The 26,907-nt window shown below is 53.8% G+C and carries 30 protein-coding genes and 1 other annotated feature; of the genes, 18 read left to right on the top strand and 12 right to left on the bottom strand.

Annotation, left to right across the window (positions count from 1 at the left end; translation table 11 throughout):
• Positions 1 to 86: 86 nt before the first annotated feature.
• Entirely contained in the window at positions 87 to 2,336 is a 2,250-nt protein-coding gene (gene katE / locus L466_RS08005; RefSeq protein ID WP_032681211.1) for a catalase HPII, read from the bottom strand.
• Between the two features lie 187 nt (positions 2,337 to 2,523).
• On the opposite strand from katE, the gene cedA reads away from it, so the two are divergent.
• On the top strand, positions 2,524 to 2,778 hold the full coding sequence (cedA, locus tag L466_RS0122575) for a cell division activator CedA (protein WP_071605472.1): 255 nt from the start codon (positions 2,524 to 2,526) through the stop codon (positions 2,776 to 2,778).
• Between the two features lie 48 nt (positions 2,779 to 2,826).
• Here cedA and L466_RS08010 read toward each other — a convergent pair whose 3' ends face one another.
• The 4 genes from L466_RS08010 to hxpB all read right to left on the bottom strand — a co-directional run bounded on the left by L466_RS08010 (position 2,827) and on the right by hxpB (position 6,593).
• Complete coding sequence (locus L466_RS08010) at positions 2,827 to 4,218, bottom strand: L-cystine transporter (protein ID WP_014169681.1); 1,392 nt, start codon at positions 4,216 to 4,218, stop codon at positions 2,827 to 2,829.
• A gap of 127 nt (positions 4,219 to 4,345) precedes the next feature.
• Entirely contained in the window at positions 4,346 to 4,936 is a 591-nt protein-coding gene (locus L466_RS08015) for a metal-dependent hydrolase (RefSeq protein ID WP_032681210.1), read from the bottom strand.
• A gap of 93 nt (positions 4,937 to 5,029) precedes the next feature.
• On the bottom strand, positions 5,030 to 5,791 hold the full coding sequence (kduD, locus tag L466_RS08020; RefSeq protein WP_032681209.1) for a 2-dehydro-3-deoxy-D-gluconate 5-dehydrogenase KduD: 762 nt from the start codon (positions 5,789 to 5,791) through the stop codon (positions 5,030 to 5,032).
• Between the two features lie 130 nt (positions 5,792 to 5,921).
• Complete coding sequence (hxpB, locus tag L466_RS08025) at positions 5,922 to 6,593, bottom strand: hexitol phosphatase HxpB (RefSeq protein ID WP_025204401.1); 672 nt, start codon at positions 6,591 to 6,593, stop codon at positions 5,922 to 5,924.
• 148 nt (positions 6,594 to 6,741) lie between these two features.
• Here hxpB and L466_RS08030 point away from each other — a divergent pair, with 148 nt between their 5' ends.
• Positions 6,742 to 7,278 (top strand): YniB family protein, encoded by a 537-nt coding sequence (locus L466_RS08030; RefSeq protein ID WP_014169686.1) that lies wholly within the window; start codon positions 6,742 to 6,744, stop codon positions 7,276 to 7,278.
• A 36-nt stretch (positions 7,279 to 7,314) separates the two neighbouring features.
• Here L466_RS08030 and L466_RS08035 read toward each other — a convergent pair whose 3' ends face one another.
• From L466_RS08035 to pfkB, 3 genes are all read right to left on the bottom strand, one after another.
• Positions 7,315 to 8,175: a fructosamine kinase family protein gene (locus L466_RS08035; protein WP_014169687.1), complete on the bottom strand. Its 861-nt coding sequence runs from the start codon at positions 8,173 to 8,175 to the stop codon at positions 7,315 to 7,317.
• Between the two features lie 105 nt (positions 8,176 to 8,280).
• Entirely contained in the window at positions 8,281 to 8,571 is a 291-nt protein-coding gene (gene ghoS, locus L466_RS08040) for a type V toxin-antitoxin system endoribonuclease antitoxin GhoS (protein WP_032681208.1), read from the bottom strand.
• A gap of 105 nt (positions 8,572 to 8,676) precedes the next feature.
• Positions 8,677 to 9,609 (bottom strand): 6-phosphofructokinase II, encoded by a 933-nt coding sequence (gene pfkB / locus L466_RS08045; RefSeq protein ID WP_032681207.1) that lies wholly within the window; start codon positions 9,607 to 9,609, stop codon positions 8,677 to 8,679.
• Between the two features lie 295 nt (positions 9,610 to 9,904).
• Here pfkB and L466_RS08050 point away from each other — a divergent pair, with 295 nt between their 5' ends.
• Together L466_RS08050 and L466_RS08055 are read left to right on the top strand one after the other, a co-directional pair.
• A complete protein-coding gene (locus L466_RS08050) occupies positions 9,905 to 10,663 on the top strand; it encodes a DUF481 domain-containing protein (RefSeq protein WP_025204400.1) in 759 nt (252 codons plus the stop codon).
• A 272-nt stretch (positions 10,664 to 10,935) separates the two neighbouring features.
• On the top strand, positions 10,936 to 11,169 hold the full coding sequence (locus L466_RS08055; protein WP_014169691.1) for a YdgH/BhsA/McbA family protein: 234 nt from the start codon (positions 10,936 to 10,938) through the stop codon (positions 11,167 to 11,169).
• A 213-nt stretch (positions 11,170 to 11,382) separates the two neighbouring features.
• Here L466_RS08055 and yniD read toward each other — a convergent pair whose 3' ends face one another.
• Together yniD and yncL are read right to left on the bottom strand one after the other, a co-directional pair.
• Entirely contained in the window at positions 11,383 to 11,490 is a 108-nt protein-coding gene (gene yniD, locus L466_RS23710; RefSeq protein ID WP_008500658.1) for a small membrane protein YniD, read from the bottom strand.
• A gap of 99 nt (positions 11,491 to 11,589) precedes the next feature.
• Entirely contained in the window at positions 11,590 to 11,682 is a 93-nt protein-coding gene (yncL, locus tag L466_RS23705; RefSeq protein WP_155962773.1) for a stress response membrane protein YncL, read from the bottom strand.
• Positions 11,683 to 12,005: 323 nt separating this feature from the next.
• Between yncL and thrS the strand changes: the two genes are divergently transcribed.
• The 14 genes from thrS (at position 12,006) to selO (ending at position 24,653) form a co-directional block, all read left to right on the top strand.
• Positions 12,006 to 13,934 (top strand): threonine--tRNA ligase, encoded by a 1,929-nt coding sequence (gene thrS / locus L466_RS08060; protein ID WP_014169692.1) that lies wholly within the window; start codon positions 12,006 to 12,008, stop codon positions 13,932 to 13,934.
• A gap of 3 nt (positions 13,935 to 13,937) precedes the next feature.
• Entirely contained in the window at positions 13,938 to 14,480 is a 543-nt protein-coding gene (infC, locus tag L466_RS0122570; protein WP_023616141.1) for a translation initiation factor IF-3, read from the top strand.
• Between the two features lie 97 nt (positions 14,481 to 14,577).
• Positions 14,578 to 14,775, top strand: coding sequence for a 50S ribosomal protein L35 (gene rpmI, locus L466_RS08065; protein WP_003030583.1), 198 nt, complete (start codon positions 14,578 to 14,580; stop codon positions 14,773 to 14,775).
• 50 nt (positions 14,776 to 14,825) lie between these two features.
• Positions 14,826 to 15,182, top strand: a complete 357-nt coding sequence (rplT, locus tag L466_RS08070; RefSeq protein ID WP_000124850.1) for a 50S ribosomal protein L20 — start codon at positions 14,826 to 14,828, stop codon at positions 15,180 to 15,182.
• 118 nt (positions 15,183 to 15,300) lie between these two features.
• Positions 15,301 to 15,425 (top strand) — a sequence feature (Phe leader region).
• Positions 15,306 to 15,350: a pheST operon leader peptide PheM gene (gene pheM, locus L466_RS23700; protein WP_001386830.1), complete on the top strand. Its 45-nt coding sequence runs from the start codon at positions 15,306 to 15,308 to the stop codon at positions 15,348 to 15,350. (Overlaps the previous feature by 45 nt.)
• A 62-nt stretch (positions 15,426 to 15,487) precedes the next feature.
• Positions 15,488 to 16,471, top strand: coding sequence for a phenylalanine--tRNA ligase subunit alpha (gene pheS / locus L466_RS08075; RefSeq protein WP_032681206.1), 984 nt, complete (start codon positions 15,488 to 15,490; stop codon positions 16,469 to 16,471).
• A 15-nt stretch (positions 16,472 to 16,486) separates the two neighbouring features.
• A complete protein-coding gene (gene pheT, locus L466_RS08080) occupies positions 16,487 to 18,874 on the top strand; it encodes a phenylalanine--tRNA ligase subunit beta (RefSeq protein WP_032681205.1) in 2,388 nt (795 codons plus the stop codon).
• Between the two features lie 4 nt (positions 18,875 to 18,878).
• Positions 18,879 to 19,178 (top strand): integration host factor subunit alpha, encoded by a 300-nt coding sequence (gene ihfA / locus L466_RS08085; protein WP_003857805.1) that lies wholly within the window; start codon positions 18,879 to 18,881, stop codon positions 19,176 to 19,178.
• A gap of 103 nt (positions 19,179 to 19,281) precedes the next feature.
• Entirely contained in the window at positions 19,282 to 20,262 is a 981-nt protein-coding gene (gene btuC, locus L466_RS08090; protein WP_032682011.1) for a vitamin B12 ABC transporter permease BtuC, read from the top strand.
• Positions 20,263 to 20,295: 33 nt separating this feature from the next.
• Positions 20,296 to 20,847 (top strand): glutathione peroxidase, encoded by a 552-nt coding sequence (locus L466_RS08095; protein WP_014169696.1) that lies wholly within the window; start codon positions 20,296 to 20,298, stop codon positions 20,845 to 20,847.
• Positions 20,847 to 21,602, top strand: a complete 756-nt coding sequence (gene btuD, locus L466_RS08100) for a vitamin B12 ABC transporter ATP-binding protein BtuD (RefSeq protein WP_032677976.1) — start codon at positions 20,847 to 20,849, stop codon at positions 21,600 to 21,602. Before L466_RS08095 ends, btuD begins: the two co-directional genes overlap by 1 nt.
• Positions 21,603 to 21,676: 74 nt before the next feature.
• Positions 21,677 to 22,141: an NlpC/P60 family protein gene (locus L466_RS08105; protein WP_020884403.1), complete on the top strand. Its 465-nt coding sequence runs from the start codon at positions 21,677 to 21,679 to the stop codon at positions 22,139 to 22,141.
• A gap of 294 nt (positions 22,142 to 22,435) precedes the next feature.
• Positions 22,436 to 23,146 carry an EAL domain-containing protein gene (locus L466_RS08110; protein WP_032681203.1) on the top strand — a complete coding sequence of 237 codons (711 nt, stop codon included), beginning with the start codon at positions 22,436 to 22,438 and terminating at the stop codon, positions 23,144 to 23,146.
• Positions 23,147 to 23,210: 64 nt separating this feature from the next.
• Positions 23,211 to 24,653 carry a protein adenylyltransferase SelO gene (gene selO, locus L466_RS08115; RefSeq protein ID WP_032681202.1) on the top strand — a complete coding sequence of 481 codons (1,443 nt, stop codon included), beginning with the start codon at positions 23,211 to 23,213 and terminating at the stop codon, positions 24,651 to 24,653.
• 59 nt (positions 24,654 to 24,712) lie between these two features.
• Here selO and L466_RS08120 read toward each other — a convergent pair whose 3' ends face one another.
• Positions 24,713 to 25,483 carry a 3-hydroxybutyrate dehydrogenase gene (locus L466_RS08120; protein ID WP_032681201.1) on the bottom strand — a complete coding sequence of 257 codons (771 nt, stop codon included), beginning with the start codon at positions 25,481 to 25,483 and terminating at the stop codon, positions 24,713 to 24,715.
• A 10-nt stretch (positions 25,484 to 25,493) separates the two neighbouring features.
• On the bottom strand, positions 25,494 to 26,888 hold the full coding sequence (locus L466_RS08125) for a GntP family permease (protein WP_176399550.1): 1,395 nt from the start codon (positions 26,886 to 26,888) through the stop codon (positions 25,494 to 25,496).
• Between the last annotated feature and the right edge of the window lie 19 nt (positions 26,889 to 26,907).

The following is a 26,907-nucleotide window of genomic DNA, read 5'->3' as shown; positions in this document are numbered from 1 at the left end:
AATAGCCCGGAGGCGCGGTGCCTGCCGGGCTGAGTAAACGATGTCAATCAACGCCGGGTCGGGCAAAGCCAGACCCGGCTTTTCTTTTATGCCGGTATACGATCAATCTTACTGCTGCGTGACCACACACGGTGCGCTGCGAGCAGATCGAACAGCTTCGTCATAAACGCATCATCGACATTATCGCCTTCGACAATGCCATCTTCACCTTGCTCAGCCACCTTCAGGTGCGCTTTAAACTGTCGCGCATCGCCGGACAGGGCGATCGGCTTCAGGTGCTTATAGGCTTCCAGCAGATAATAAATCGCATCGCCATTGTTCAGCAGACTGTCGATGTCGCCGCACGGCACAATCACCGCATCAACGGTGAGCGATGGTGCTCCGGCAAAGGTGGCCGCAACCGGCAGCACTGAACCGTCGTCGGCGGTCACTTCCCCCATGCGGGAATAGAGCAGTTTGGCGTGAACGCCTTTGGTTTTCAGCGCCTGCATAATCCCCAGCACGTCGCTGGCACGGGTGTTGTCATTCAGCAGAATGGCCACTACCCGGCCCTTTATCGAGCCACCCGGCACCGCATACAGACTCAGGGACGGATCTTTCTTCAGGCCGTTAACGTCTTTCGGTGGGACCGCATTGCGTTGCTCGTCCGTCAGCGTAATGCCAAGGTTATCCGCCACGCTCTGGGCAAGCTGAATATCGATATGGGCGAGCTGATCGACCACGCGCTCGCGGATGTAAGTCCGCACCACTTTGCTCAGTTCAAAGCTAAAGCCGCCGATAATGTGCTGTTGCTCGATCGGCGTCTGGCTGTTCCAGAACAGGCGAGGTTGGGCATAATACTCGCCGAATGACGGGCTGCGCTCGCGGATTTTATTGCCATCGATGCGCTCCTGGTACGACTCAAAACCACCGCGTTTCGGTCCCGGCGGCGTTTCGCGCGGCCAGTTATCGTTGATGGAGTTCGGCTCATAGTTAGCCGGATTGGTATCGATATCCTGGCGATGCATCCCGTCGCGCTGGAAATTGTGGTACGGGCAGGTTGGACGGTTAATCGGAATTTCGTGGAAGTTGGGCCCGCCAAGGCGACTGATCTGCGTATCGGTATAGGAGAACAACCGCCCCTGCAGGAGGGGATCGTTCGTGAAATCCAGCCCCGGAACGATATGCCCCGGGTGGAACGCGACCTGCTCATTTTCGGCAAAGAAATTGTCCGGGTTACGGTTGAGCACCATTTTACCCACCAGCTGAACCGGCACCAGCTCCTCTGGGATCAGCTTAGTCGGGTCAAGAAGGTCGAAATCGAAGTTAAACTCATCCTCTTCCGGGATCAGCTGTAACCCCAGTTCATATTCCGGGAAGTCACCGGCTTCAATCGACTCCCACAGCTCACGACGGTGGAAGTCCGGATCGCGCCCGGTCAGCTTCTGGGCTTCATCCCACACCAGCGAGGCTTTGCCCGCCACAGGCTTCCAGTGGAAGCGTACGAATGTGGCTTTCCCGTCCGCGTTGATCATCCTGAAGGTATGAATACCAAACCCTTCCATCGTGCGGTAGCTGCGCGGAATGCCCCGGTCTGACATCGCCCACATCACGTTGTGTAACGTTTCTGGCTGCAGTGAGACATAATCCCAGAAGGTGTCATGCGCACTTTGTCCCTGCGGTATGGCCCAGTGGGGCTCCGGTTTTACCGCATGGACAAAGTCAGGAAATTTATGCGCATCCTGAATGAAGAACACCGGGGTGTTATTGCCGACGAGATCGAAAATACCCTCTTCGGTATAAAATTTGGTGGCGAAGCCGCGGATATCACGCACGGTATCTGCCGAACCCGCGCCGCCCTGCACGGTTGAAAAGCGGACAAAGACCGGTGTGATTTTGTCCGGATCGGAAAGGAAATCCGCTTTGGTTATCTCTTTGAGGCTTTTGTAGGGCTGGAAGTAGCCGTGTGCCGCGGAGCCACGCGCGTGAACGATGCGCTCAGGTATACGTTCATGGTCAAAATGGGTGATTTTTTCCCGCAGAATAAAGTCTTCCAGCAGGGTCGGTCCGCGCGTTCCCGCACGCAGCGAGTTCTGATCGTCAGCAATGCGCACGCCCTGGTTGGTGGTAAGTGCAAAACCTTCGCCGCCTTTACGGTGGGACTCAAGGGATTTCAGCTTCTCGTTTCCGGTATCCGGGGATTTCATACTTCCCGGCGCGGTAGGCTGTTCGCCAGGTGCGGAAGGGCCGGGGGACGGGCGGTGAGAGCCGTCCGCTGGGGCCAGAGAGTCCATGCCTGGTTGAGATTCTTCAGTGCCATGAATGGGTGATTGATGTGTTTTATCTTTGTTCGACATTGCACGCTTCTCCTTTATCCATTGCTAAAAACCTTGTTAACTATAGAACAATGTGGCGAAAGGGCGGGCGAACTAAGAGTTTTCAGATGACCTGGTTAAGGAATGCGCTATCAGAGCGATGCAGGGCGCGACGCGTGGGGGGAGGATCGGCTATCATAGAATTTTCCTGCTTCCAGAATGTGCTTTAGTGAACCCGTCGCTTATGAAACCTTTTCGTCAACAAAACCGCCCTGTCATTAGCTACGTGCCCCGCGTCGAACCCGCGCCGCCCGAACACGCCCTGAAGGTGGATGGTTTTCGTGATGTCTGGCAACTGCGCGGTAAATACGTAGCGTTTGTTCTGATGGGAGAACACTTCCGCCGTTCGCCCGCGTTTTCGGGGCCGGAGTCGGCCCAGCGATGGGCGAACCAGGTCCGCCAGGATGAAGAGATTGAAGAATAACAGCCAAAAAAAAACCGCCATCAGGCGGTTTTTTTTATTCATCCGTGATTAACGGTGCGCCAGTTCAGCGTCGTCTTCACTTTCCAGAATGGTTTTATCGGTCTGCTTCAGCCACTGGCTGGTCAACGTACCGGCGGTCATGGAACCGCTCACGTTCAGCGCAGTACGACCCATATCGATCAGCGGCTCAACGGAGATCAGCAGGGCAACCAGCGTCACCGGCAGACCCAGGGCCGGCAGGACAATCAGCGCGGCGAAGGTTGCGCCACCGCCAACACCCGCAACGCCTGCGGAGCTGATGGTAACAATCCCGACCAGCGTGGCAATCCAAACGGGATCCAGTGGGTTGATACCCACGGTCGGAGCCACCATTACCGCCAGCATTGCAGGGTAGAGACCTGCGCAACCGTTCTGACCAATGGTGGCACCAAAGGAGGCAGAGAAGCTGGCAATAGATTCCGGTACGCCCAGACGACGGGTCTGCGCTTCAACGTTCAGCGGAATAGACGCGGCGCTGGAACGGCTGGTGAACGCAAAGGTCAGTACCGGCCACACTTTACGGAAGTATTTCAGCGGGCTAACGCCATTGACGCCCAGCAGGATACCGTGCACCACGAACATAATGCCCAGACCCAGATAAGAGGCGACGACGAAGCTACCCAGCTTAATGATGTCCTGCAGGTTAGAGCCGGCAACCACTTTGGTCATCAGCGCCAGAACACCGTAAGGGGTCAACTGCATCACCAGACGGACCAGCTTCATTACCCAGCTTTGCAGGGTATCGATAGCCACCAGCACGCGCTCGCCTTTCGGCGCGTCGTCTTTCAGCAGCTTCAGCGCCGCCACACCGAGGAAGGCCGCAAAGATCACCACGCTGATAATGGAGGTTGGGCTGGCACCGGTCAGGTCAGCAAACGGGTTCTTCGGCACGAAAGAGAGCACCATCTGTGGCACCGTCAGGTCAGCGACTTTACCCACGTAGTTGGTCTGAATCGCCGTAAGACGCGCCGTTTCAGCCGTACCCTGGACCAGACCTTCAGCGGTCAGCCCGAACAGGTTGGTGACCAGCACACCGACCAGAGCTGCAATCAGCGTGGTAAACAGCAGCGTACCGATGGTCAGGAAGCTGATTTTACCCAACTGGGTGGCGTTATGCAGACGGGCAACGGCGCTCAGAATAGAGGCAAACACCAGCGGCATAACGATCATCTGCAGCAGCTGGACATAGCCGTTACCGACGATGTTGAACCACTGAATAGAATCTTTCAGAACTGGATTATCGGAGCCGTAAATAGCCTGCAACGCCAGACCAAACACGACACCCATGGCCAGACCAACCAGCACTTTCTTCGCGAGGCTCCACTGTTTGTGGCGCGCCTGCGCGAGAAGCAATAGCAATACAACGAACACCACAATGTTCGCGATGAGTGGAAAATTCATCCCCGTTCTCCTGATTTATTATACGGTCGGTTTTTACCGATCCTGTTGGCGCAAGATTATCAGAAGTGTGATGTGGTGCTTATATCCAAATGGAATGGGTTATTACAAATGGAAATAATTTGTGTGCTTAGTGTTCAATCTGGTGATTAATGAACCGATTAAACTGAAATTGCAGCGAATTGATCATCTGGGATGACCAGCGCACTGCACTGTTTTCGGGCAAGGTTTGCGGCATCCAGACGGCGTAGGCAAAGAGCGCCATACACAACACACGCTCAAGCTGATTACCTTTCTGCGGCGCAAGAATGGGCAAACGGAAACGCCAGCGGCATGGCCAGAGCAGCGGCACGCCCGCAGGCGTCAGCATATCGGCAAGGATATGGCTTAAATAACCCAGCACCATTCCCTGGATAGCATCGGCGGGCACTATCCAGCTATCAGGGACTTTTAAATAGAAAAGGGTGAGCAGGCCGAATACGGCCAGCAGGCTGTGGGTAAACCCACGGTGACCAAACGCGCGGGCGATGGGTTTTGATATCCACTTTAGCCGCTGTCCCAGGAATGACTTTGGATGGTCGATATCGGGCAGCAGACAGGTCAGCACGGCGGACGGGACAATATGCCACCAGTCCCCCTGTGCGAGCACAGGGGTAAGTTCAGCGTTTTTGGCAAAAACTGCGCACGCAATGGAAAAAAGCAGATGGCCTTCCGCCGTCATGATAAAACCCACAAAACTGTCAATTCATACAGTATAGGGTTTTTATACAGTAGACGAAAGAGGTGACGGTGTAACTGTATGTCACAAACGCGCCTAGCGCGCCAGCCAGCCCCCGTCGACGGCTAACGTATGACCGTTCACGTAATCCGAGGCGGCGGAGGCTAAAAAGACCACCGGTCCCTGCAGGTCTTCCGGAACTCCCCAGCGCCCGGCAGGTATCCGGTCGAGGATCTCCTGGCTGCGCTGCTGATCATCTCGCAGTTGCTGAGTGTTGTTGGTCGCCATATAGCCCGGCGCGATGGCATTAACATTGATGCCGTGTGTCGCCCATTCATTGGCCAGCAGACGCGTGATCCCCAACACGCCGCTTTTGGACGCGGTGTAAGAGGGCACGCGGATGCCGCCCTGGAATGAGAGCATCGAGGCGATATTAATGATTTTCCCGCCCTGGCCCTGCGCAATAAACTGTTTAGCCACGGCCTGGGAGAGGAAAAAAAGCGATTTCAGATTCAGGTTGATGACGTCATCCCAGTCCTTTTCGCTGAACGCGAGAGCATCTTCACGGCGTATGGTCCCGGCATTGTTCACCAGAATATCGACTCGCCCCATCTCAGCAACCGTGCTGTCAACAACGTTCTGAAGACTCTCCTGCTGACTGAGGTCGGCCCGAATCGCCCTGAACCGCCTTCCGAGTGCGCTAATGCAGGCAGCCGTTTCCTCCGGCGCTTTGCGGTTAACACCCACGATGTCGCATCCCGCCTGCGCCAGCGCAATGGCCATGGCTTGTCCCAGACCGGTATCGCATCCGGTGACGATGGCCACTTTTCCTGACAGAGTGAAGTTATCCAGTATCATACGCGCCTCAGAAGTAAGGTTATTGTCATTCTGACGCTAAGGATAGAAGCGGGGGATAAGAAAAGCAAACAAAATGAAACGATGTTTTGTTTTTAAAGCAGGCAGCCTGACGCTGCCTGAAAGGGGCGGGTTACTCGCCGCGCAGGTGCTGCGCCGTCAGCTCAACCAGTGAGTTCAGCTTTACGTCGGCAAGGGCAAAACGGGGATCGTGTCGGCCTTCCTCCGCGGGAACAACAATCGAGCGCATGCGCGCGGCCTTCGAGGCCACCATTCCGTTAACGGAATCTTCCAACGCGACACAGCAGAGGGGATCAAGACCGAGCTTAGCGGCACAGTCGAGATAGACCTGCGGGTGCGGCTTGCTGTATGGCAACGTTTCCGCTGAGGCCAGCGCGTCGAAGCTGTCGCGCAGCTCAAACATGGTCAGCACTTTTTCCAGCATATGCAGCGGTGAAGCTGACGCCAGGCCGACTTTCAACCCCTGCGCTTTACACAGCGCGACGGCTTCACGCACCCCGGGCAGCAGGGGCTTGCTCTCTTCCACCAGTGAGATGGCGCGGCTGATAATGCGCGCGGTCACTTCGTCGCGATCGGGTCCTACCCACGGCTGCTGGGCATACCACAGGTCCACCACCATATCGATGCGCAGACCAAGCGTATCCGGAAGTTCATTACGGCGGCTGATATCAACGCCCAGGCTGGCGATAACGTCCAGTTCGGCGCGATCCCACAACGGTTCGGAATCGATCAGTAATCCATCCATGTCAAAAATTGCGGCAAGAATCTGGCGCGGTGTCGACATCACAACGTCTCCTTATCCAGGGTGTACGACAGACGATAAATGCTAAGTGCACTCTGCAATTTAGCATATTGCCTTTAAAGAGCGGGCGAAAATGATGGTCAGCAGGTAGACTTAGGCAGAAATAACGCGTCTTTATGAAGGGGAACTGATGACGTATCAACAAGCTGGACGCATTGCTGTCTTAAAACGTATTGCTGGCTGGGTAATTTTTATTCCAGCCGTCATTTCGACGCTGATCTCTGTGCTCAAGTTTATGTACGATCACAGTGAAAAACAGCCAGGTATTAATGCGGTAATGCTTGATTTTGCTCATGTCATGATTGAAATGATGCGTTTTAACACGCCGTTTCTGAATGTCTTTTGGTTCAATTCGCCGACGCCGAATTTTCATCAGCAGTTGAATCTCGGGTTTTGGGTGATCTACGCGCTGATCTTTATTGGTATGGCGTTGCAGGCCTCTGGCGCACGCATGAGCCGTCAGACGCGCTTTTTACGCGAAGGTGTGGAAGACCAGATGATTCTCGAACAGGCGAAAGGCCCGGAAGGGATGAGCCGCGAGCAGATTGAGTCCCGCATTGTTGTGCCGCGTCACACCATTTTCCTGCAAATTTTCCCGCTGTATATCCTGCCAGTCATTATCATCGTGGCGGGGTACTTCTTCTTTTCGCTGTTGGGATTCCTGTAACCGATAAGGGTGGCGACATAGCCACCCGTCCCGCCATTACGCGGCAAGCACACGTTCAAGTGCCCTCTGGGCATTGACCAGATGCTCTCCGCCAAACAGAATGGCGCGGTTCATCAGTGTGTAGAGTTGATACACCGGCTGGCGCTCAAGAAAACCCTGCGGCAGAGGCAGCACGGACTGGTACCCGTCGTAAATTTGCGGCGGTTGCTCAGGGTGCAGTGGCAGCATCGCCAGGTCACACTCCCTGTCGCCCCAGTAACAGGCCGGGTCGAAGATATAGGGGCCGTCAGGACCCAGCGCGCAGTTATCTGACCACAAATCGCCGTGCAGCAGAGACGGCTGAGGCTGGTGGGATGCCAGACGCTGCTGAATGTGTTCGACGATGGCATCGATATTGCCAAACTCCAGACCTTTCTCCGCAGCCAGTTCCAGCTGCCAGCCAATGCGTTGCTCAGCAAAGAATGTCGACCAGCGTCGTTGCCAGGCATTAGGTTGTGGAGTGGTGGAGAGGTCGTTGTCAAAATCGAGACCAAACTGCGGCTGGTCGCTCCATTGATGCAGTCGCGCTAACTGTTGGCCGAGAATGAAGGCGTTATGGGCGTCTAACGGGCGGGCAGGAAGAAATTCCATGACCAGAAAACTGTAGTCGCGGTCGCTGCCCACGGCCCAGACCTGCGGGACCGTCACCGTTTTACTGCGCGACAACAGTTCCAACTGGTCGGCTTCGGCGGTGAAAATCGGAAGCAGCTCTCGCTCATCGCATTTAACAAAGAGATCGCGCCCGGCGTAGCGTAAGTGCCATGCGGCGTGGATTTCTCCGCCTGGCAGTTCGTTCCGCAGTTCAATTTCACCTTCACCCAGTTGCTCACTTAAAAGATGACTGATAGCCTGCCACATGTTGTCTCTCCCATGTTGTCTGCCAGATCATAAAGTTAGCGCATAATTGCGGTAAAAAAATACGAACTAACGCACACCTGAGCGGTTTAAATTCATGCAGGGCACTTATTGTTCTTTTTTCTGCCAGTTTTCCCAGGTATCAAGATCAATTTCTGCCGTTTTGTCGGTCACGCTTTCGACCAGACTGGCCGCCAGAGCGTGAACCTCTTCTTTACTCAGGGCGCTGATCAGGCCAAACGTCAGGGTGCCTAAATCATGGATATTGCCCTCGTCATCCGTGAGTGTGAGCAGGAAATTGGCCCGGGTAAAGGCGTTGTTGAGCTCATTAAGTTCGGTCAGCGACGCTTGATGAATGTTGATGGTAACGACGTAGCGGGTGATGTCACCACTGCTCATAATTCACCTCATTGTTATCTTGGAAGTTTTCTTAGCATAGTCGATAGGCTGCGTTTGGCGACTATGCCGCGTATTTCCCCTTCACAGAGAAGGGGAAAAGGGGGATTAATTTCGGGACAGGTAATCGACAATTTTTTGCGTGTCGCTAAGCGAACAGAGACGTGTGCCTTGGTTGATGGTGGCAGCGCTACCCGCTGCGACGCCGTAGCGTGTCATCTCCAGTAATGAAGCACCCTGGGCCAGTTTCAGGGTCATCGCTCCAACCATGCTATCACCTGCGCCCACGGTACTCTGGCTTTTCATCGGCGGCGGAACAACCTGAACGGACCCCGTTTCGTCCACGGCCAGGGCACCCTGCGGGCCAAGGGAGACCACGACCCGTCGCGCTTTGCCGCTGTGAACCAATTCCTGCGCGGCGGTGAGGACATCGTCCGGCTGGTTCAGTTCGCGGTTCACCAGCGCGCTTAACTCTTTCTGATTGGGTTTAACCAGCTCAAGATTGCCCGGCGTCAGGGCTGCCTGCAGCGCCTCGCCGCTGCTGTCGACAATGCAGCGGATACCGCGTTGCTGCGCGGCCCGAATCAGCGCCGTCAGTTTTTCCGTGCTGACACCGGGCGGCAGGCTGCCGCTTATCACCAGCAGAGCTCCGCTCTCAATGGCCAGCACCTTCTCTTCAAGCTGACGAAACTCATCTTCACTGAGTTTTGCACCCGGCATGACGAAACGGTATTGCTCGCCGCTGGACTCCACGTGCACATGCAGGTTTTGCCGCGTCCAGTCTTTGGCCTCGACGGTCTGCGAGGCCACCTGTTCATCGGCCAGCAGAGAGACCAGGTGCTCACCGGTCGCGCCACCTGCGGGGAAAATTGCTGTCGCCTTTCCACCGAGGTGCGTTATGGCTCGCGCCACATTGATACCGCCGCCGCCGGGCTCAAACACCGGGGCGCTGCAGCGCAATTTACCTTCCGGGTAAATCTGGGGCGTCAGGGTGGCGGAATCGAGGGAAGGGGAGAGCGTCAGGGTGTAGATAGAAACCATCATTACCTCCTTTTAGCGTGGGTTCCTTTTAGTCTGGCACCATTTGTCAGGAAGGCAATGTAAATAACAGTATGATTTTAAATATGAATACTGACATAAAGTCTGCTGCGGCTTATATAAAATAAAACGCTTTTTGAGATCGTTCTTATTCAAAAAATGAAATAAGAAATCATTGCTATGTTATTTGCGGCTTTTTATAATTTGTTACCTTTCTCTGGACGCCTTGTCATTGATCCTCAAGAAAGTTTCCGGGACCGTGTGGTCTCTTTTTTTGTTGTACGGACTCCTTAATAAAATGAAGCTTTTGAAGACAGTACCCGCTGCACTGATGCTGGCGGGTGGCGTGTTTGCTGCAATGAACGCGACCGCAGATGATTCCGTTTTTACTGTCATGGACGATCCAGCCACCGCGCAAAAACCGTTTGAAGGTAACCTGAACGCTGGCTATCTTGCACAATCCGGTAACACGAAAAGCTCCTCTCTCACGGCGGACAGTACGCTGACCTGGTACGGTAATACCACCGCCTGGTCTCTGTGGGGAAATGCCAGTAACACCTCCGCGAATGACGAACGCTCTTCCGAGAAATATGCGGTTGGCGGACGTAGCCGTTACAACATGACCGACTTTGACTACCTGTTTGGTCAGGCCAGCTGGTTAACTGACCGTTACAACGGCTATCGCCAGCGTGATGTGTTCACTGCCGGTTACGGTCGTCAGTTCCTGAACGGACCGGTACACAGTTTACGTTTTGAATTCGGTCCAGGTGTGCGCTACGACGAGTACACCGACGGCGAAACCAAAACTCAACCGCTCGGTTACGCTTCCGGCACCTATGCCTGGCAGATGACTGACAACACCAAATTTACCCAGGGGGTGTCTGTGTTTGGTGCCGACGATACGACGCTGAACTCAGAAACAGCGCTGAACGTGGCCATCAACGAACACTTTGGCCTGAAAGTGGCCTACAACGTCACCTGGAACTCTTCTCCTCCTGATTCTGCTCCGGATCATACCGACCGCAGAACCACGGTTTCACTGGGTTATAAAATGTAATATTCTCGGGCCGATTACGCTATCGGCCCGTTTTTTATTTTTTGAAACTGTGCTGTTTTATATTAAACACTGTTTTGAAATATCTGGTCTGCTGATATCTCCATAATTTCTTCATAATGCACTTTCATTAATTTGCGGCTTATTTGACACGAATTGATAACGTAATAGGCTAGGCAAAAGTGTGATCTGGATCTACACTCTTAGCATGGGCAGAATTCGGCCTTAAGGTATTTAGCATTATTAGTATTAAATGTAGAAAGAGAAAAAATATTATGAAAAAAATCAAAACTGCCGCAGCAGCGATGGTGCTTTCCGCACTGTCTTTTGGCGTATTTGCTGCTGATGAAACCACCCCGACAGCCAGTGAGACCCACAGCCAAATCGGCATTGCGAAAGCCGCTGACGTTGAAGCCGGGTCTAACATCGCGCCAGCCTCTCAGTCCACCGGTCAGTCTATGAATGATGCTTTTGACGTCCATAAACTGGTTGCAGGTGAATGGTCCTGATGGGTTTTGCCGTGTTGTTATTGACGTTTAAACGCTAATTCATCGCGCCAAAAAAACCGGATTTTGTGGTACCGGTTTTTTCGCGGCAAACCTATTTGACGTAAACGTATCGTCCGTATTTCGTCCTGGCGGTGAATACCCGCAAGATGAATACCCGCAAAAGGGTATTACGGATAACGACGTTATTCCCTGCGCAGTTATTTATATCCCCGTTCAGCCCCAAATCATTGCCGCCCAACGCAGAAGCAGCATCGCGCCGCAGATGGCAATCAGCACCAGTACCATTTTCCAGTGTTTTACGGCAAATCGTTTTGTTGGCATAACCTGATCCTTGTAAGTTGATGCGAACAGTCTACCAAACAGGGCGGGGAAATGCCCCTTCTCCAGTGGTGAATCAGGTTATGCCTACTTCCGGTTCGGTTAGAACCAGTGGAATCGTTCTGCAAGAATCAACAATAAACCGGTGGCTGAAAAGATGTTCAATATCACAACCGTTCTACTTGATACGTTCATGGTATGCACCTTTGAGTTTAAAGACTTGTTCAAGAGTAGCCCAGCATCTCTGGAATGCGAGCGCCGGAGATATGCGCCCTGCAAATTCATGCGAAAGTGCCAGCGCAGCAATCTGCCAGCAAAGGGTGCAATCTCTCTTTTGTTAGTGTTACCATTGCAGGGCTTGCCGTAAATCCGCATTTATCTGATTTTCGGCGGGTGAATGATCGCGAGCCAATTTGACGATTGTTGGTCAGATGGTGTCGTAATCTATTGTCAAATCACGATTATTTTCTTTGTATATGCTCTTATGTGTGGGGCATCACTGCAAATAAGGATATAAAATGCCTGTAATTACTCTTCCTGATGGCAGCCAACGCCATTACGACCACGCTGTAAGCCCAATGGATGTTGCCCTGGACATTGGTCCTGGACTCGCGAAAGCAACCATCGCTGGCCGTGTTAATGGTGAGCTGGTTGATGCATCTGACCTGATTGAAAGCGATGCGCAGCTGTCTATCATCACAGCGAAAGACGAAGAAGGTCTGGAGATCATTCGTCACTCCTGCGCGCACCTGTTAGGTCATGCGATCAAACAGCTGTGGCCGAACACCAAAATGGCGATCGGTCCGGTTATCGACAACGGTTTCTACTATGACGTTGATCTTGACCATACCCTGACTCAGGAAGATATCGACGCGCTCGAAAAACGTATGCACGAGCTCGCTGAAACTAACTATGACGTCATTAAGAAGAAAGTCAGCTGGCACGAAGCGCGTGAAACCTTCGTGAAGCGTGGCGAGAGCTATAAAGTCTCTATTCTTGATGAAAACATCTCTCATGATGACAAGCCTGGCTTGTACCATCACGAAGAATACGTCGACATGTGCCGTGGACCGCACGTGCCGAACATGCGCTTCTGTCATCACTTTAAGCTGATGAAAATCGCGGGCGCCTACTGGCGTGGCGATAGCAACAACAAGATGTTGCAGCGTATCTATGGTACCGCGTGGGCCGATAAAAAAGCCCTTAACGCCTACCTGCAGCGCCTGGAAGAGGCGGCTAAACGTGACCACCGTAAAATTGGTAAGCAGCTTGACCTGTACCACATGCAGGAAGAAGCGCCGGGTATGGTGTTCTGGCACAATGACGGCTGGACTATCTTCCGTGAACTGGAAACGTTTGTACGCTCCAAGCTGAAAGAGTACCAGTATCAGGAAGTGAAAGGCCCGTTCATGATGGACCGTGTGCTGTGGGAAAAAACCGGCCACTGGGACAACTACAAAGATGCGATGTTCACCACCTCTTCTGAGAACCGTGAATACTGCATTAAGCCAATGAACTGCCCTGGCCACGTTCAGATCTTCAACCAGGGTCTGAAATCCTACCGCGATCTGCCGCTGCGTATGGCAGAGTTCGGTAGCTGCCACCGTAACGAGCCATCAGGTGCATTGCACGGTCTGATGCGTGTTCGTGGCTTTACTCAGGATGATGCGCATATCTTCTGTACTGAAGATCAGGTTCGTGATGAAGTTAACGCCTGTATTCGTATGGTCTACGATATGTACAGCACCTTTGGCTTCGAGAAGATCGTTGTCAAACTCTCAACGCGTCCGGAAAAACGTATCGGTAGCGATGAGACCTGGGATCGCGCAGAAGCGGATCTCGCCGTGGCGCTGGAAGAGAACGGCATTCCGTTCGAATACCAGCTGGGCGAGGGCGCATTCTACGGTCCGAAAATTGAATTTACCCTGTATGACTGCCTCGATCGCGCATGGCAGTGCGGTACTGTACAGCTGGACTTCTCCCTGCCGCAGCGTTTAAGCGCCTCTTATGTTGGCGAAGACAACGAACGTCAGGTACCGGTTATGATTCACCGTGCAATCCTCGGTTCTCTGGAGCGCTTCATCGGCATCCTGACTGAAGAGTTTGCCGGCTTCTTCCCAACCTGGCTTGCGCCAGTGCAGGTCGTGGTGATGAACATTACCGATTCTCAGGCTGAATACGTTAAAGAATTGACGCAGAAACTACAAAATGCGGGCATTCGCGTAAAAGCAGACTTGAGAAATGAGAAGATTGGCTTTAAAATCCGCGAGCACACTTTACGTCGTGTCCCGTATATGTTGGTCTGTGGTGATAAAGAGGTGGAAGCAGGCAAAGTTGCCGTTCGCACCCGCCGTGGTAAAGACCTGGGGAGCCTGGACGTAAGTGAAGTGATTGAGAAGCTGCAACAAGAGATTCGCAGCCGCAGTCTTCAACAACTGGAGGAATAAGGTATTAAAGGCGGAAAACGAGTTCAAACGGCACGTCCGAATCGTATCAATGGCGAGATTCGCGCCCAGGAAGTTCGCTTAACAGGTCTGGAAGGCGAGCAGCTGGGGATTGTGAGTCTGAGAGAAGCGATCGAAAAGGCTGAAGAAGCTGGAGTAGATTTAGTTGAAATCAGCCCTAACGCCGAACCGCCAGTTTGTCGTATCATGGACTACGGCAAGTTCCTTTATGAAAAGAGTAAGTCTTCTAAGGAACAGAAGAAAAAGCAAAAAGTTATCCAGGTTAAGGAAATTAAATTCCGTCCTGGTACCGACGATGGCGATTATCAGGTAAAACTCCGCAGCCTGATTCGCTTTCTGGAAGATGGCGATAAGGCCAAGATCACACTGCGTTTCCGCGGTCGTGAGATGGCCCACCAACAGATTGGTATGGAAGTGCTTAACCGCGTCCGTGACGATCTGAGTGAACTGGCAGTAGTCGAATCCTTCCCTACGAAGATCGAAGGCCGCCAGATGATCATGGTGCTCGCTCCTAAGAAGAAACAGTAAGGCCTTCAAGCAGCAAAACCTGTGGAGCCTTCGGGTCTCATAGGTTTTGTTCGCCTATGTTTCGTTTATTTAACAATGCGAAGTGGAAGTAATTAAGATGCCAAAAATTAAGACCGTACGCGGTGCTGCTAAGCGCTTCAAAAAAACCGGTGGTGGTGGATTTAAGCGTAAGCACGCAAACCTGCGTCATATTCTGACCAAAAAATCTACTAAGCGTAAACGTCACCTGCGTCCAAAAGGCCTTGTTTCTAAAGGCGATCTGGGTCTGGTTATCGCGTGCCTGCCGTACGCATAAGCCGTTAACGTTTAATTTTTTACTAAGAATATAGATACAGGAGAGCACATATGGCTCGCGTAAAACGTGGTGTAATTGCACGTGCACGTCACAAGAAAATTTTGAAACAAGCTAAAGGCTACTACGGTGCGCGTTCACGCGTATACCGCGTTGCCTTCCAGGCTGTTATCAAAGCAGGTCAGTACGCTTACCGTGACCGTCGTCAACGTAAGCGTCAGTTCCGTCAACTGTGGATTGCGCGTATCAACGCAGCAGCACGTCAGAACGGTATTTCTTACAGCAAATTCATCAACGGCCTGAAAAAAGCCTCTGTTGAAATCGACCGTAAGATCCTGGCTGACATCGCAGTATTCGACAAAGTAGCGTTCACCGCTCTGGTCGAAAAAGCGAAAGCAGCACTGGCATAAGCCAGTTGAAAGAGGGGGCTTCGCTCCCTCTTTTCATTTAACACCATCAGAACATTGACTTTTACCCGTGCAACCTTTTCAATAAGGTCTTAACGGTTTTTTACCACACAAGGTAACGCAAGCATGAATGCTGCTATTTTCCGCTTCTTCTTTTACTTTAGCACCTGAATTCAGGAGGCTAGCGCGTGAAAGATGAAACGAAAAACAGCGCCAGATAAGCCTCCTGATGGAGGCTTTTTTTGTGTCTAAATTCGAGAGAATAACTCCACCAAATCGGTGTCTGCACCGACATAATGAGGAAAATCATGTCACATCTCGCAGAGCTGGTTGCCAGTGCAACAGCCGCCATTAATCAGGCCTCAGATGTTGCCGCGTTAGACAATGTCCGCGTCGAATATCTCGGTAAGAAAGGGCATTTAACCCTTCAAATGACAACCCTGCGTGAACTGCCGCCAGAGGAACGCCCGGCGGCGGGTGCGGTCATTAACGAAGCCAAAGAGCAGGTGCAACAGGCACTGACCGCGCGCAAAGCTGAGCTGGAAAGCGCGGTGCTGAATGCGCGTTTGGCGGCAGAGACTATCGATGTCTCCCTGCCGGGTCGCCGTATTGAAAATGGTGGCCTGCATCCGGTTACCCGCACCATTGATCGCATTGAAAGTTTCTTCGGTGAGCTCGGCTTTACCGTGGCGACTGGCCCGGAAATCGAAGATGATTACCACAACTTCGACGCTCTCAACATTCCAGGCCATCATCCGGCACGTGCTGACCACGACACTTTCTGGTTCGACGCCACCCGTCTGCTGCGTACTCAGACCTCGGGCGTTCAGATCCGTACCATGAAGGAACAGGAACCCCCGATCCGCATCATCGCACCGGGCCGCGTGTACCGTAACGACTACGATCAGACCCATACCCCGATGTTCCATCAGATGGAAGGTCTGATTGTTGATAAGAACATCAGCTTTACCAACCTGAAAGGTACGCTGCACGATTTCCTGAACAACTTCTTTGAGGAAGACCTGCAGGTTCGTTTCCGTCCGTCCTACTTCCCGTTCACTGAACCGTCTGCGGAAGTTGACGTGATGGGTAAAAACGGCAAATGGCTGGAAGTGCTGGGCTGTGGCATGGTGCATCCAAACGTTCTGCGCAACGTGGGTATCGATCCAGAAGTCTACTCCGGCTTTGCGTTCGGTATGGGCATGGAACGTCTGACAATGCTGCGCTATGGCGTGACCGATTTGCGTGCATTCTTCGAAAACGATCTGCGTTTCCTCAAACAGTTTAAATAAGGGCAGGACAGAACAATGAAATTCAGTGAACTGTGGTTACGCGAATGGGTGAACACCACGCTTGATAGCGAAGCGCTTTCCAACCAGATCACCATGGCGGGTCTGGAAGTTGACGGTGTTGAGCCGGTTTCTGGCGCTTTCAATGGCGTCGTTGTGGGCGAAGTGGTTGAGTGCGGTCAGCACCCTAACGCTGACAAGCTGCGTGTGACAAAAGTTAACGTAGGCGGCGATCGCCTGCTGGATATCGTCTGCGGCGCGCCAAACTGCCGTCAGGGCCTGAAAGTGGCCGTGGCGACCGTGGGGGCAGTACTGCCGGGCGATTTTAAAATTAAAGCAGCGAAACTGCGCGGTGAGCCGTCTGAAGGCATGCTGTGTTCGTTCTCTGAGCTGGGTATTTCCGACGATCACAATGGCATCATTGAGCTGCCGCTTGATGCGCCTATTGGTACCGACATCCGCGAATACCTGAAACTTGATGACAACACCATTGAAATCAGCGTGACGCCAAACCGTGCGGACTGCTTAGGCATTATCGGTGTGGCCCGCGATGTGGCCGTGCTGAACCAGACTGAACTGAACGTACCGGAAATCGTACCGGTTGACGCTACCATCAGTGACACACTGCCGATTCAGGTTGAAGCCGCTGATGCGTGCCCACGCTACCTTGGTCGTGTGGTGAAAGGCATCAACGTAAAAGCGCCAACCCCGCTGTGGATGAAAGAGAAGCTGCGTCGCTGTGGTATTCGTTCTATCGACGCCGTCGTTGACGTGACCAACTATGTTCTGCTGGAGCTGGGTCAGCCTATGCACGCGTTTGATAAAGATCGTATCGAAGGCGGTATTGTGGTGCGTATGGCGAAAGAGGGCGAAACCCTGGTTCTGCTCGACGGTAGCGAAGCAAAACTGAATGCTGATACGCTGGTGATCGCGGACCACGTTAAAGCGCTGGCGATGGGCGGTATCTTCGGTGGCGAACACTCCGGTGTAAATGATGAAACGCAAAACGTTCTGCTGGAGTGTGCGTTTTTCAGCCCGCTCTCTATCACCGGTCGCGCACGTCGTCACGGCCTGCATACCGATGCCTCTCACCGTTACGAGCGTGGCGTCGATCCGGCACTGCAGCACAAAGCGATGGAGCGTGCGACGCGTCTGCTGATCGACATCTGCGGCGGTGAAGCGGGCCCGGTTATCGACGTCACCCACGAAGCGACGTTGCCGAAGCGTGCGACCATTACCCTGCGTCGTAGCAAGCTGGATCGTCTGATTGGTCACCATGTTGCTGACGCACAGGTCAGCGATATCCTTCGCCGCCTGGGTTGTGACGTGACCGAAGGGCAGGACGAGTGGAAAGCCGTTGCGCCATCCTGGCGTTTCGACATGGAGATCGAAGAAGATCTGGTGGAAGAAGTGGCTCGCGTATACGGCTACAACAACATCCCGGATGAGCCTGTTCAGGCGGGTCTGGTGATGGGAAGCCACCGTGAAGCAGATTTGTCTCTTAAGCGTGTGAAAACCATGCTGAACGACAAAGGCTATCAGGAAGTGATCACCTACAGCTTTGTTGATCCAAAACTGCAGCAGATGATCCATCCGGGCCAGGAAGCGCTGATCCTGCCAAGCCCAATCTCCAGCGAAATGTCTGCGATGCGCCTGTCCCTGTGGACCGGTCTGCTAGGGACGATTGTTTACAACCAGAATCGTCAGCAAAACCGCGTGCGAATTTTCGAAAGTGGTTTACGCTTTGTACCGGATAATCAGGCAAATTTAGGCATGCGTCAGGATCTCATGCTGGCTGGTGCCATCAGCGGTAACCGTTACGAAGAGCACTGGGACCTGGCAAAAGGCACGGTTGATTTCTACGATATGAAGGGAGATCTGGAAGCAATTCTCGATCTGACCGGTAAATTATCTGAAATTGAATTCCGTGCAGAAGCGATCCCTGCGCTGCATCCAGGCCAGAGCGCAGCTATCTATTTAGACGGCAAACGCATTGGTTTCATTGGCGTTGTTCATCCTGAGCTGGAGCGTAAGCTGGACCTGAACGGCCGTACCATCGTGTTCGAGCTGGAATGGAGCCCGGTTGCAGACCGCGTCATTCCTCAGGCCCGTGACGTCTCACGCTTCCCGGCAAACCGCCGTGATATCGCGGTTGTGGTCGCGGAAAATGTGCCCGCAGCAGATATTTTGGCCGAATGTAAGAAAGTTGGCGTAAATCAGGTAGTTGGCGTAAACTTATTTGACGTGTACCGCGGCAAGGGCGTAGCAGAAGGTTTCAAGAGCCTCGCTATTAGCCTTATCCTTCAGGATACCAGCCGTACACTCGAAGAAGAGGAGATTGCCGCTACCGTCGCCAAATGTGTAGAGGCATTAAAAGAGCGATTCCAGGCATCATTGAGGGATTGAACCTATGGCGCTTACAAAAGCTGAAATGTCAGAATATCTGTTTGATAAGCTTGGGCTTAGCAAACGAGATGCCAAAGAGCTGGTAGAGCTGTTTTTCGAAGAGATCCGTCGTGCTCTGGAAAATGGTGAGCAGGTAAAACTCTCCGGTTTTGGCAATTTTGATTTGCGTGACAAAAACCAACGTCCGGGCCGTAACCCGAAGACGGGGGAAGATATTCCGATTACAGCCCGCCGCGTGGTGACCTTCAGACCCGGCCAGAAGTTAAAAAGCCGTGTCGAAAACGCAACGCCCAAAGCAGAGTAATATGAACTAACTAAAAAGGCCGCTCACGCGGCCTTTTTTCTTTGCGCTCTCTGGCAAACCCGCCGTAAAATCAATTACATCACACGCTACTAAAACCATGTCCATGCTTGATTATGCCCATCGCCAGCACCGTTTAGATCAACGACACCTGCTTTTGCTCGTGCTGCTGCTCATTGTTACCGCAGGCGTTAGCCTGTGCGCCGGGGAACAGTGGATAGGGCCTGAACACTGGTTTGAGCCTGAGGGGCAGCTTTTCGTCTGGCAAATCCGTCTGCCGCGCACGCTGGCAGTGATCCTGGTGGGTGCCGCGCTGGCACTGTGCGGCACCATTATGCAGGCATTATTTGATAACCCGCTGGCGGAGCCCGGGCTGCTCGGTGTGTCGAATGGCGCGGGCGTAGGGCTGGTGGCGGCGGTGATGTTGGGCGGGGGGGAACTCTCCTCATGGGGAATTAGCCTCAGCGCCATTATCGGCGCGTTGCTGATAACGGTAATCCTTTTGCGCTTTGCCAGACGGCACTTATCAACCAGTCGGCTGCTGCTTGCCGGGGTGGCTCTGGGGATCATCTGTAGCGCGCTGATGACCTGGGCGGTGTATTTCTCCACGTCCTTTGACTTGCGTCAGTTGATGTACTGGATGATGGGCGGCTTCGGGGGCGTAGACTGGCGCCAGGGCTGGCTGATGGCACTGCTGATACCGGTCTTGCTGTGGGCAGGCCTGCAGGCACAGCCGCTGAATATTCTCGCGCTGGGGGAAACCTCGGCCCGCCAGCTTGGCATGCCGATAGGCTTCTGGCGTAACGTGCTGGTCATTGCCATTGGCTGGCTGGTTGGGGTGAGCGTGGCACTGGCCGGGGCGATTGGCTTTATTGGGCTGGTTATCCCGCACATGCTGCGTCTGTGCGGGATCACCGACCATCGAACCTTACTGCCGGCCTCGGCGGTTGCCGGGGCGGTAACGCTGCTGGTGGCGGATATCATCGCCCGGCTCGCCATGACAGCCGCTGAGCTGCCAATAGGCGTGGTGACCGCCACGCTGGGCGCGCCGGTATTTATCTGGCTACTATTAAAATCCGGACGTTAAATCACTACCCGTAAGATAACCTGAGGGAATGCTATGCAGTCTGATATTTTGAATACCGAAGTGACCACCATTGAGGGTGAGAAAACCACGCTGGAAAGCTATAAAGGCAACGTGCTGCTCATCGTGAATGTGGCCTCCAAATGTGGCCTGACGCCACAGTACGAGCAGCTGGAAAACATTCAAAAAGCCTGGGAGAAAGACGGTTTCACCGTGCTGGGCTTCCCGTGCAACCAGTTCCTGGGCCAGGAGCCGGGCAGCGAAGACGAAATCAAAACGTTTTGCAGCACCACCTACGGTGTGACGTTCCCGATGTTCAGCAAAATCGATGTTAACGGTGAACATCGCCATCCCCTGTATGCGAAGCTGGTGGCGGCCGCGCCGACCGCCGTTGCGCCGGAAGGCAGCGGTTTTTATGAGCGCATGGCCAGTAAAGGACGCGCGCCGCTCTATCCGGACGATATCCTGTGGAATTTTGAAAAATTCCTTATTGGTCGTGACGGACAGGTGGTGCAGCGTTTTTCACCGGACATGACGCCTGAAGATCCGATTGTGATGGAGTCTATCAAGCTGGCGCTGGCGAAATAATGACGTTGCTGATGCAGCTCACGGACGTCGCCGATACGGGGCGTCTCGAGCCGATAACCGGTGCCATCAATGCAGGCGAAATCCTGCATCTTGTCGGGCCGAACGGCGCAGGAAAAAGCACCTTACTGGCGCGCATGGCAGGGCTGACTGCCGGCGCGGGGGAGATAACCCTGCTGGAGCATAACCTTGCTGACTGGTCGCCAGTCTCGCTGGCGCACAGGCGCAGTTATCTGGTGCAGCAGCAGGTCCCGCCCTTTGCGATGCCCGTCTGGCACTACCTGATGCTGCATCTGCACGATAAACAGCATACGTCGCTGCTCACTGAGGTGGCGGCGGGATTAGGGCTAGAAGATAAACTGTCCCGGCATGCCAGCCAGCTTTCCGGGGGCGAGTGGCAGCGCGTGCGTCTCGCGGCCGTCATTTTGCAGATTCACCCGGCCGGCAATCCGCATGGCAGACTGCTGCTTCTGGATGAACCGATGAGCGGTCTGGATGTGGCACAGCAGGCCGCGCTGGACACCCTGTTAAGCTCCCTGAGCAGAAAAGGGATCGGCGTGGTCATGAGCAGTCATGACCTGAACCATACGCTGCGTCACGCCCACCGGGTATGGCTGTTGGCGCGAGGAAAGATGATTGCCAGCGGCACGCGCGATGCGGTATTGACGCCGCCAAATCTTGCCCGCGCGTACAATATGTCTTTCCGCAGGCTGGATATAGAAGGGCATAAGATGCTGATTTCTACCGTGCAGGCGTAACCGTTTCTTGCCTGTTAACGCCGTTGCACGCTAAATTACGAAAAGAACAAAAAAAGCAGAGGATTCGTCTGAAAATGCGATTCTGGTTTCTCCTGATGGCCGCGTTATTTCTTGCGGGATGCAGTAGCCATCGTGCGCCGCCGCCTAACCCGCGGCTTTCAGATTCTATTACCGTCATTGCCAGCCTTAACGATCAGCTGAGCAACTGGCGCGGCACGCCCTATCGTTATGGCGGCATGAGCCGTGGGGGCGTGGATTGTTCTGGCTTTGTTCTGATGACGTTTCGCGATAAGTTTGATTTACAGCTTCCGCGCGAAACGCGCAAACAGGCGGAAATTGGCACGGAAATCGATAAAGATGATTTGCTGCCCGGCGACCTGGTTTTTTTCAAAACCGGCTCGGGTGACAGTGGGCTTCACGTCGGTATTTATGATACCGATAATCAGTTTATTCACGCCTCGACCAGCCGTGGGGTGATGCGCTCGTCGCTCGATAATGTTTACTGGCGTAAAAACTTCTGGCAGGCACGACGTATTTAGTCTGTCAAAGAGCAGTCTCTTATGATGGCATGATAACTAATAAATCATGCCATTTTTTCTCAAATAAGAGTTTTAAAGTTAAATTTACGAAAAATGACTTATCTCCTCAGGTGTCTGTTTTATCTAAAACTGGCTATTACTGAGCAACCAGGATAAGATTATTTTAGATTCAGGGATAAATCTGAAAAATAATACGGAACTAATGAAATTAATCTTATTAAAATCAAGACAGTGGAATTGTGTCGGCAATTGCTCCAGGATGTCCTCTCTCATCTTTAATGCGGGGCGAGTGCAATGATTATTACGCTAGATAATGCTTACCAGTCTGAACTGATGCTTCTGCCTGCCCGAAATAGCGCCGGCGAGCTTAAAGGTTTAGAGGTTCTGGTTAACTTTACTGGCGTCGGTACCCACGTTCGGATCCCCACCGAACTCGTTATCCCGCGGCTTTCTGCTGAAGAAGAGTTAGCGTTGTTTAACGAGAAACTGCAATTGCTTGATACCTGTAAACTGTTTTTTATTCAGCATCAGTTAATTGCATGGATCAATATTACACCTGTAATTGTTGAATTTTTATTAAGTAATGGGAACGCTGTTTCAATACTTGAGCGTTATCCGTTTCTTGAGTTTACTGTTAATGAGAATTATCCAGGTTTAAATAACGGGAAGGACGATCTGCAACTGGCGAGAATGGCAATCCATTTTCCGCTGGTGCTGGCAAACTTTGGCGCAGGCGCAGCGTCGTTGAAAGCCGTTTATGATGGATTGTTTAAACGGGTCATTCTCGACAAGGGATTTATCCAGCAGCGTGCTTCTGAACTCTCTTTTGAGCCTTTTTTGCGAGCAATCCTCTGGCAAATAACGCCTCACTGTCAGTCCGTGCTCGTCGGCGGCATTGATGACCACGGTTTATTGCAGCGCGTCTTGTCCTTTAACTTTGGCGCAATGCAGGGGGCGCTCTGGCCGGCCGTCTCTGCAGAGCACGTCACCACGCTCGTTCAGTGATAACCCTCTCTTTCGCCCGTGTTTAAGTCCGGGTAAACCCTCTACACTAAAAGCAGGAGGACCTATGACCCTGTCTTTTACTGCTCACTGGCATGACGAGTTGCCGGGTTTTTATACCGCACTCAAACCCACACCGTTACAAAATACCCGTCTTATCTGGCATAACGATCGGCTGGCAGATGAGCTGGCTGTTCCACCTGAGATGTTTCATCCCTCCGACAGCGCTGGCGTCTGGGGAGGCGAAACGCTGCTTGCCGGTATGCAGCCTCTGGCTCAGGTCTATAGCGGACATCAGTTTGGCGTCTGGGCAGGACAACTGGGCGATGGCCGGGGGATCCTGATGGGCGAACAACGGCTGCCCAACGGGGAGACAGTGGACTGGCACCTGAAGGGGGCCGGCCTGACCCCTTACTCGCGAATGGGCGACGGGCGCGCGGTATTGCGTTCGACTATTCGCGAATGTCTGGCATCAGAAGCGATGCACGCGCTGGGGATCCCCACCACTCGCGCACTGTCGATTGTAACCAGTGACACCCCGGTGGCACGTGAAACGATGGAAAAAGGGGCGATGCTCATGCGCGTTGCGCAAAGCCATCTGCGTTTTGGCCACTTTGAACACTTTTATTATCGTCGTGAGCCGGAAAAAGTCCGCCAGCTTGCGGATTATGCCCTTCGTCATCACTGGTCTCATTTCCAGGACGAGGCCGATAAGTACATTCTCTGGTTCCGCGATGTGGTAGCCCGTACCGCAACCATGATTGCCCGCTGGCAGACGGTCGGGTTTGCCCATGGGGTGATGAACACGGACAACATGTCGCTTCTCGGGTTGACCTTTGATTACGGTCCGTTTGGCTTCCTTGATGACTATCAGCCGGGGTACATCTGCAACCATTCTGACTATCAGGGACGTTACAGTTTCGACAATCAGCCGGCTGTTGGCCTGTGGAACCTGCAGCGCCTTGCGCAAACTCTGTCGCCGTTTATCGACGTTGATGCCCTGAATGATGCGCTCGACAGCTACCAGGACATTTTACTGCGCGAATACGGCGCGTTGATGCGCAACAAGCTGGGACTGGTGACGCAGGAGAGGGGCGATAACGACATCCTGAACGCTCTGTTTGCCCTCATGGAACGTGAAGGCAGCGATTACACCCGCACCTTCCGGATGCTGAGCCAGACTGAGCAACACAGTAGTGCCTCACCGCTGCGCGACGAATTCATTGACAGGCAGGGCTTTGACGACTGGTTTGCGCTTTACCGTGCGCGGTTGCAGCAAGAGCAGGTCGACGACGCAACCCGGCAGACGCAAATGAACGCGGCGAACCCGGCGATGGTATTGCGCAACTGGCTGGCGCAGCGGGCCATTGAACAGGCAGAGCAGGGGGAGTATGACGAATTACATCGCCTGCATGTGGCTCTTCGTACGCCGTTTGCTGACCGTGATGACGACTATGTCAGCCGTCCGCCGGACTGGGGAAAACGCCTTGAAGTGAGCTGTTCGAGCTAGCCCGGGCCGACAAAACCTGGCACCTTGCGGTGCCAGGTTTTTTTATGCCGATACCGCGGTCACTGTGCGACCCATCCGCCATCCATATTCCAGGCGGCGCCGCGGACCTGTACGGCGCTGTCACTGCACAAAAACAACGCCAGCTCGCCTAGCTGTTCCGGCGTAACAAACTCACCGGCGGGCTGTTTCTCAGCCAGCAGTTGCTCACGAGCGACATCCGGTGCGACGCCATCAGCAATACGTCTGTCGATTTGCTGCTGCACCAGCGGGGTCAGCACCCAGCCCGGGCAGATGGCATTGGCGGTAATACCGGTGCGGGCGGTCTCCAGCGCCAGGGATTTGGTAAAGCCCACCACGCCATGCTTGGCGGCAACATAGGCGGATTTCTCTTTCGACGCGACCAACCCATGCACGGAGGCGATATTAATGATGCGCCCCCAGTTTTTCGCCTGCATCGCAGGCAGCGCCAGCCGGCTGGTGTGAAAGACGGAAGAGAGGTTGATGGCGATAATGTCGTTCCATTTCTCCACCGGGAACGCATCAACAGGTGCGACGTGCTGTATACCGGCGTTGTTGATCAGAATATCGACTCCGCCATACCGGGTTTCGGCGTAATGCATCATGGCTTCAATCTGCTGGACGTCACGCAGGTCCGCATCGTGATAGCCCGGCGTTTTACCCCGTTTCGCGATTTCGTCTCTCGCCGATTCACTGTCGCCGAAACCGTTAAGAATCAACTGCGCGCCAGCCTTCGCCAGCACGCCAGCGATCCCAAGTCCAATACCGCTGGTCGAGCCGGTCACCAGTGCGGTTTTACCGTTCAGATTCATTTTATTCTCCTTACACAATGCCGGTGAGATAGAACACGGCAATGACAAAAAGCACCGCCAGACTTTTGATGAGGGTGATAGCGAAAATGCCGCCATACGCCTGACGATGGCTCAGACCCGTAATGGCAAGCAACGTAATCACGGCCCCGTTATGGGGAAGCGTATCCATGCCGCCGCTGGCCATCGAGGCCACGCGGTGGAGAACCTCCAGAGGGATATTGGCTGCGTGGGCGGCCGCGACAAACGTATCGGCCATGGCCGCAAGGGCGATGCTCATCCCGCCCGACGCCGAACCGGTGATCCCGGCAAGCACGGTCACGCTGATGGCTTCGTTGAGCAACGGGTTCGGGATAGCGGCGAGCGCTTTGGATAAGACCAGAAAACCGGGCAGCGCAGCGATCACCGCCCCGAAACCGTATTCAGATGCGGTATTCATTGCCGCCAGAATGGCGCCGCTGACCGCCGTCCGGCTGCCTTCTGCCAGCCGTCCCCGGATATTGCGAAATCCAAAAAGCAGTACCATGACAATACCCGCGATCAGCGCCGCTTCCACGGCCCAGATGGCGGTGATTTTGCTGACCTCGGTGACAATCGGCTTCGCCAGTCCGGGCAGGATAAGCTCATGTTGCGTCCCGTACCAGCCGGGGATCCAGCGGGTAAACAGCAGGTTGAGGATCCCCACCAGCAGCAGAGGGGAAATGGCGATCAGCGGATGGGGCAGGTTAATGTTGTCCGGCGTTTCAGGTTCATTTTTCAGATCGAAACCGTAGCCCTCATTGTTGTTGAGCGCCTTTCGCCGCTGACGCTCCAGCCAGAGCAGGCCAAAACAGAGGATAAACAGCGAGCCAATCAGCCCAAGCCACGGGGCGGCCCAGGCGTTAGTGCCAAAGAAGCTGGTGGGGATAATGTTCTGGATCTGCGGCGTACCGGGCAGGGCGTCCATGGTAAACGAGAACGCACCCAGAGCCACGGTCGCCGGGATAAGACGTTTGGGGATGCCGCTCTGGCGGAACAGTTCGGCCGCAAAAGGATAGACGGCAAAGGCCACCACGAAGAGCGAAACGCCGCCGTACGTTAACAATGCACACACCAGCACAATGACCGGAATCGCATGGCGGCGCCCGAGGATCTGGATCGCTGCAGCGACGATAGCGCGTGAGAAACCGGAAAGCTCAATCAGCTTGCCAAACACGGCACCCAGCAGGAACACCGGGAAGTAGAGCTTGACGAAGCCGACCATCTTTTCCATAAACAGACCGGTAAACGTCGGGCCGACGGCCCCCGGGTCGGTCAGCAGCACGGCACCCAGCGCCGCGATGGGGGCAAACAGAATAACGCTGTATCCGCGATAGGCCGCAAGCATCAGCAATGCCAGCGCCGCCAGGGCAATCAACACACTCATTATGACTCCTCACTATCATTGT

This window comes from Enterobacter sp. BIDMC 30 (genome assembly GCF_000534355.1).
GTDB classification, from domain to species: Bacteria; Pseudomonadota; Gammaproteobacteria; order Enterobacterales; family Enterobacteriaceae; genus Enterobacter; species Enterobacter ludwigii.
Note: the sequence above shows the minus strand (reverse complement) of the source record. Positions and strands in the feature narration are given on the sequence as shown.

Excerpts from the sequence above, each read along its gene's own strand:
- L466_RS08010 (WP_014169681.1), bottom strand. The coding sequence starts at position 4,218 with ATGAATTTTCCACTCATCGCGAACATTGTGGTGTTCGTTGTATTGCTA.
- L466_RS08055 (WP_014169691.1), top strand. The coding sequence starts at position 10,936 with ATGAAAAAAATCAAAACTGCCGCAGCAGCGATGGTGCTTTCCGCACTG.
- L466_RS08050 (WP_025204400.1), top strand. The coding sequence starts at position 9,905 with ATGAAGCTTTTGAAGACAGTACCCGCTGCACTGATGCTGGCGGGTGGC.
- L466_RS08095 (WP_014169696.1), top strand. The coding sequence starts at position 20,296 with ATGCAGTCTGATATTTTGAATACCGAAGTGACCACCATTGAGGGTGAG.
- pfkB (WP_032681207.1), bottom strand. The coding sequence starts at position 9,609 with ATGGTTTCTATCTACACCCTGACGCTCTCCCCTTCCCTCGATTCCGCC.
- thrS (WP_014169692.1), top strand. The coding sequence starts at position 12,006 with ATGCCTGTAATTACTCTTCCTGATGGCAGCCAACGCCATTACGACCAC.
- selO (WP_032681202.1), top strand. The coding sequence starts at position 23,211 with ATGACCCTGTCTTTTACTGCTCACTGGCATGACGAGTTGCCGGGTTTT.
- pheT (WP_032681205.1), top strand. The coding sequence starts at position 16,487 with ATGAAATTCAGTGAACTGTGGTTACGCGAATGGGTGAACACCACGCTT.
- rpmI (WP_003030583.1), top strand. The coding sequence starts at position 14,578 with ATGCCAAAAATTAAGACCGTACGCGGTGCTGCTAAGCGCTTCAAAAAA.
- L466_RS08035 (WP_014169687.1), bottom strand. The coding sequence starts at position 8,175 with ATGTGGCAGGCTATCAGTCATCTTTTAAGTGAGCAACTGGGTGAAGGT.
- pheS (WP_032681206.1), top strand. The coding sequence starts at position 15,488 with ATGTCACATCTCGCAGAGCTGGTTGCCAGTGCAACAGCCGCCATTAAT.
- hxpB (WP_025204401.1), bottom strand. The coding sequence starts at position 6,593 with ATGTCGACACCGCGCCAGATTCTTGCCGCAATTTTTGACATGGATGGA.
- yniD (WP_008500658.1), bottom strand. The coding sequence starts at position 11,490 with ATGCCAACAAAACGATTTGCCGTAAAACACTGGAAAATGGTACTGGTG.
- L466_RS08110 (WP_032681203.1), top strand. The coding sequence starts at position 22,436 with ATGATTATTACGCTAGATAATGCTTACCAGTCTGAACTGATGCTTCTG.
- btuD (WP_032677976.1), top strand. The coding sequence starts at position 20,847 with ATGACGTTGCTGATGCAGCTCACGGACGTCGCCGATACGGGGCGTCTC.
- btuC (WP_032682011.1), top strand. The coding sequence starts at position 19,282 with ATGCTTGATTATGCCCATCGCCAGCACCGTTTAGATCAACGACACCTG.
- katE (WP_032681211.1), bottom strand. The coding sequence starts at position 2,336 with ATGTCGAACAAAGATAAAACACATCAATCACCCATTCATGGCACTGAA.
- ihfA (WP_003857805.1), top strand. The coding sequence starts at position 18,879 with ATGGCGCTTACAAAAGCTGAAATGTCAGAATATCTGTTTGATAAGCTT.
- L466_RS08105 (WP_020884403.1), top strand. The coding sequence starts at position 21,677 with ATGCGATTCTGGTTTCTCCTGATGGCCGCGTTATTTCTTGCGGGATGC.
- ghoS (WP_032681208.1), bottom strand. The coding sequence starts at position 8,571 with ATGAGCAGTGGTGACATCACCCGCTACGTCGTTACCATCAACATTCAT.
- L466_RS08015 (WP_032681210.1), bottom strand. The coding sequence starts at position 4,936 with ATGACGGCGGAAGGCCATCTGCTTTTTTCCATTGCGTGCGCAGTTTTT.
- L466_RS08120 (WP_032681201.1), bottom strand. The coding sequence starts at position 25,483 with ATGAATCTGAACGGTAAAACCGCACTGGTGACCGGCTCGACCAGCGGT.
- L466_RS08030 (WP_014169686.1), top strand. The coding sequence starts at position 6,742 with ATGACGTATCAACAAGCTGGACGCATTGCTGTCTTAAAACGTATTGCT.
- rplT (WP_000124850.1), top strand. The coding sequence starts at position 14,826 with ATGGCTCGCGTAAAACGTGGTGTAATTGCACGTGCACGTCACAAGAAA.
- yncL (WP_155962773.1), bottom strand. The coding sequence starts at position 11,682 with ATGAACGTATCAAGTAGAACGGTTGTGATATTGAACATCTTTTCAGCC.
- kduD (WP_032681209.1), bottom strand. The coding sequence starts at position 5,791 with ATGATACTGGATAACTTCACTCTGTCAGGAAAAGTGGCCATCGTCACC.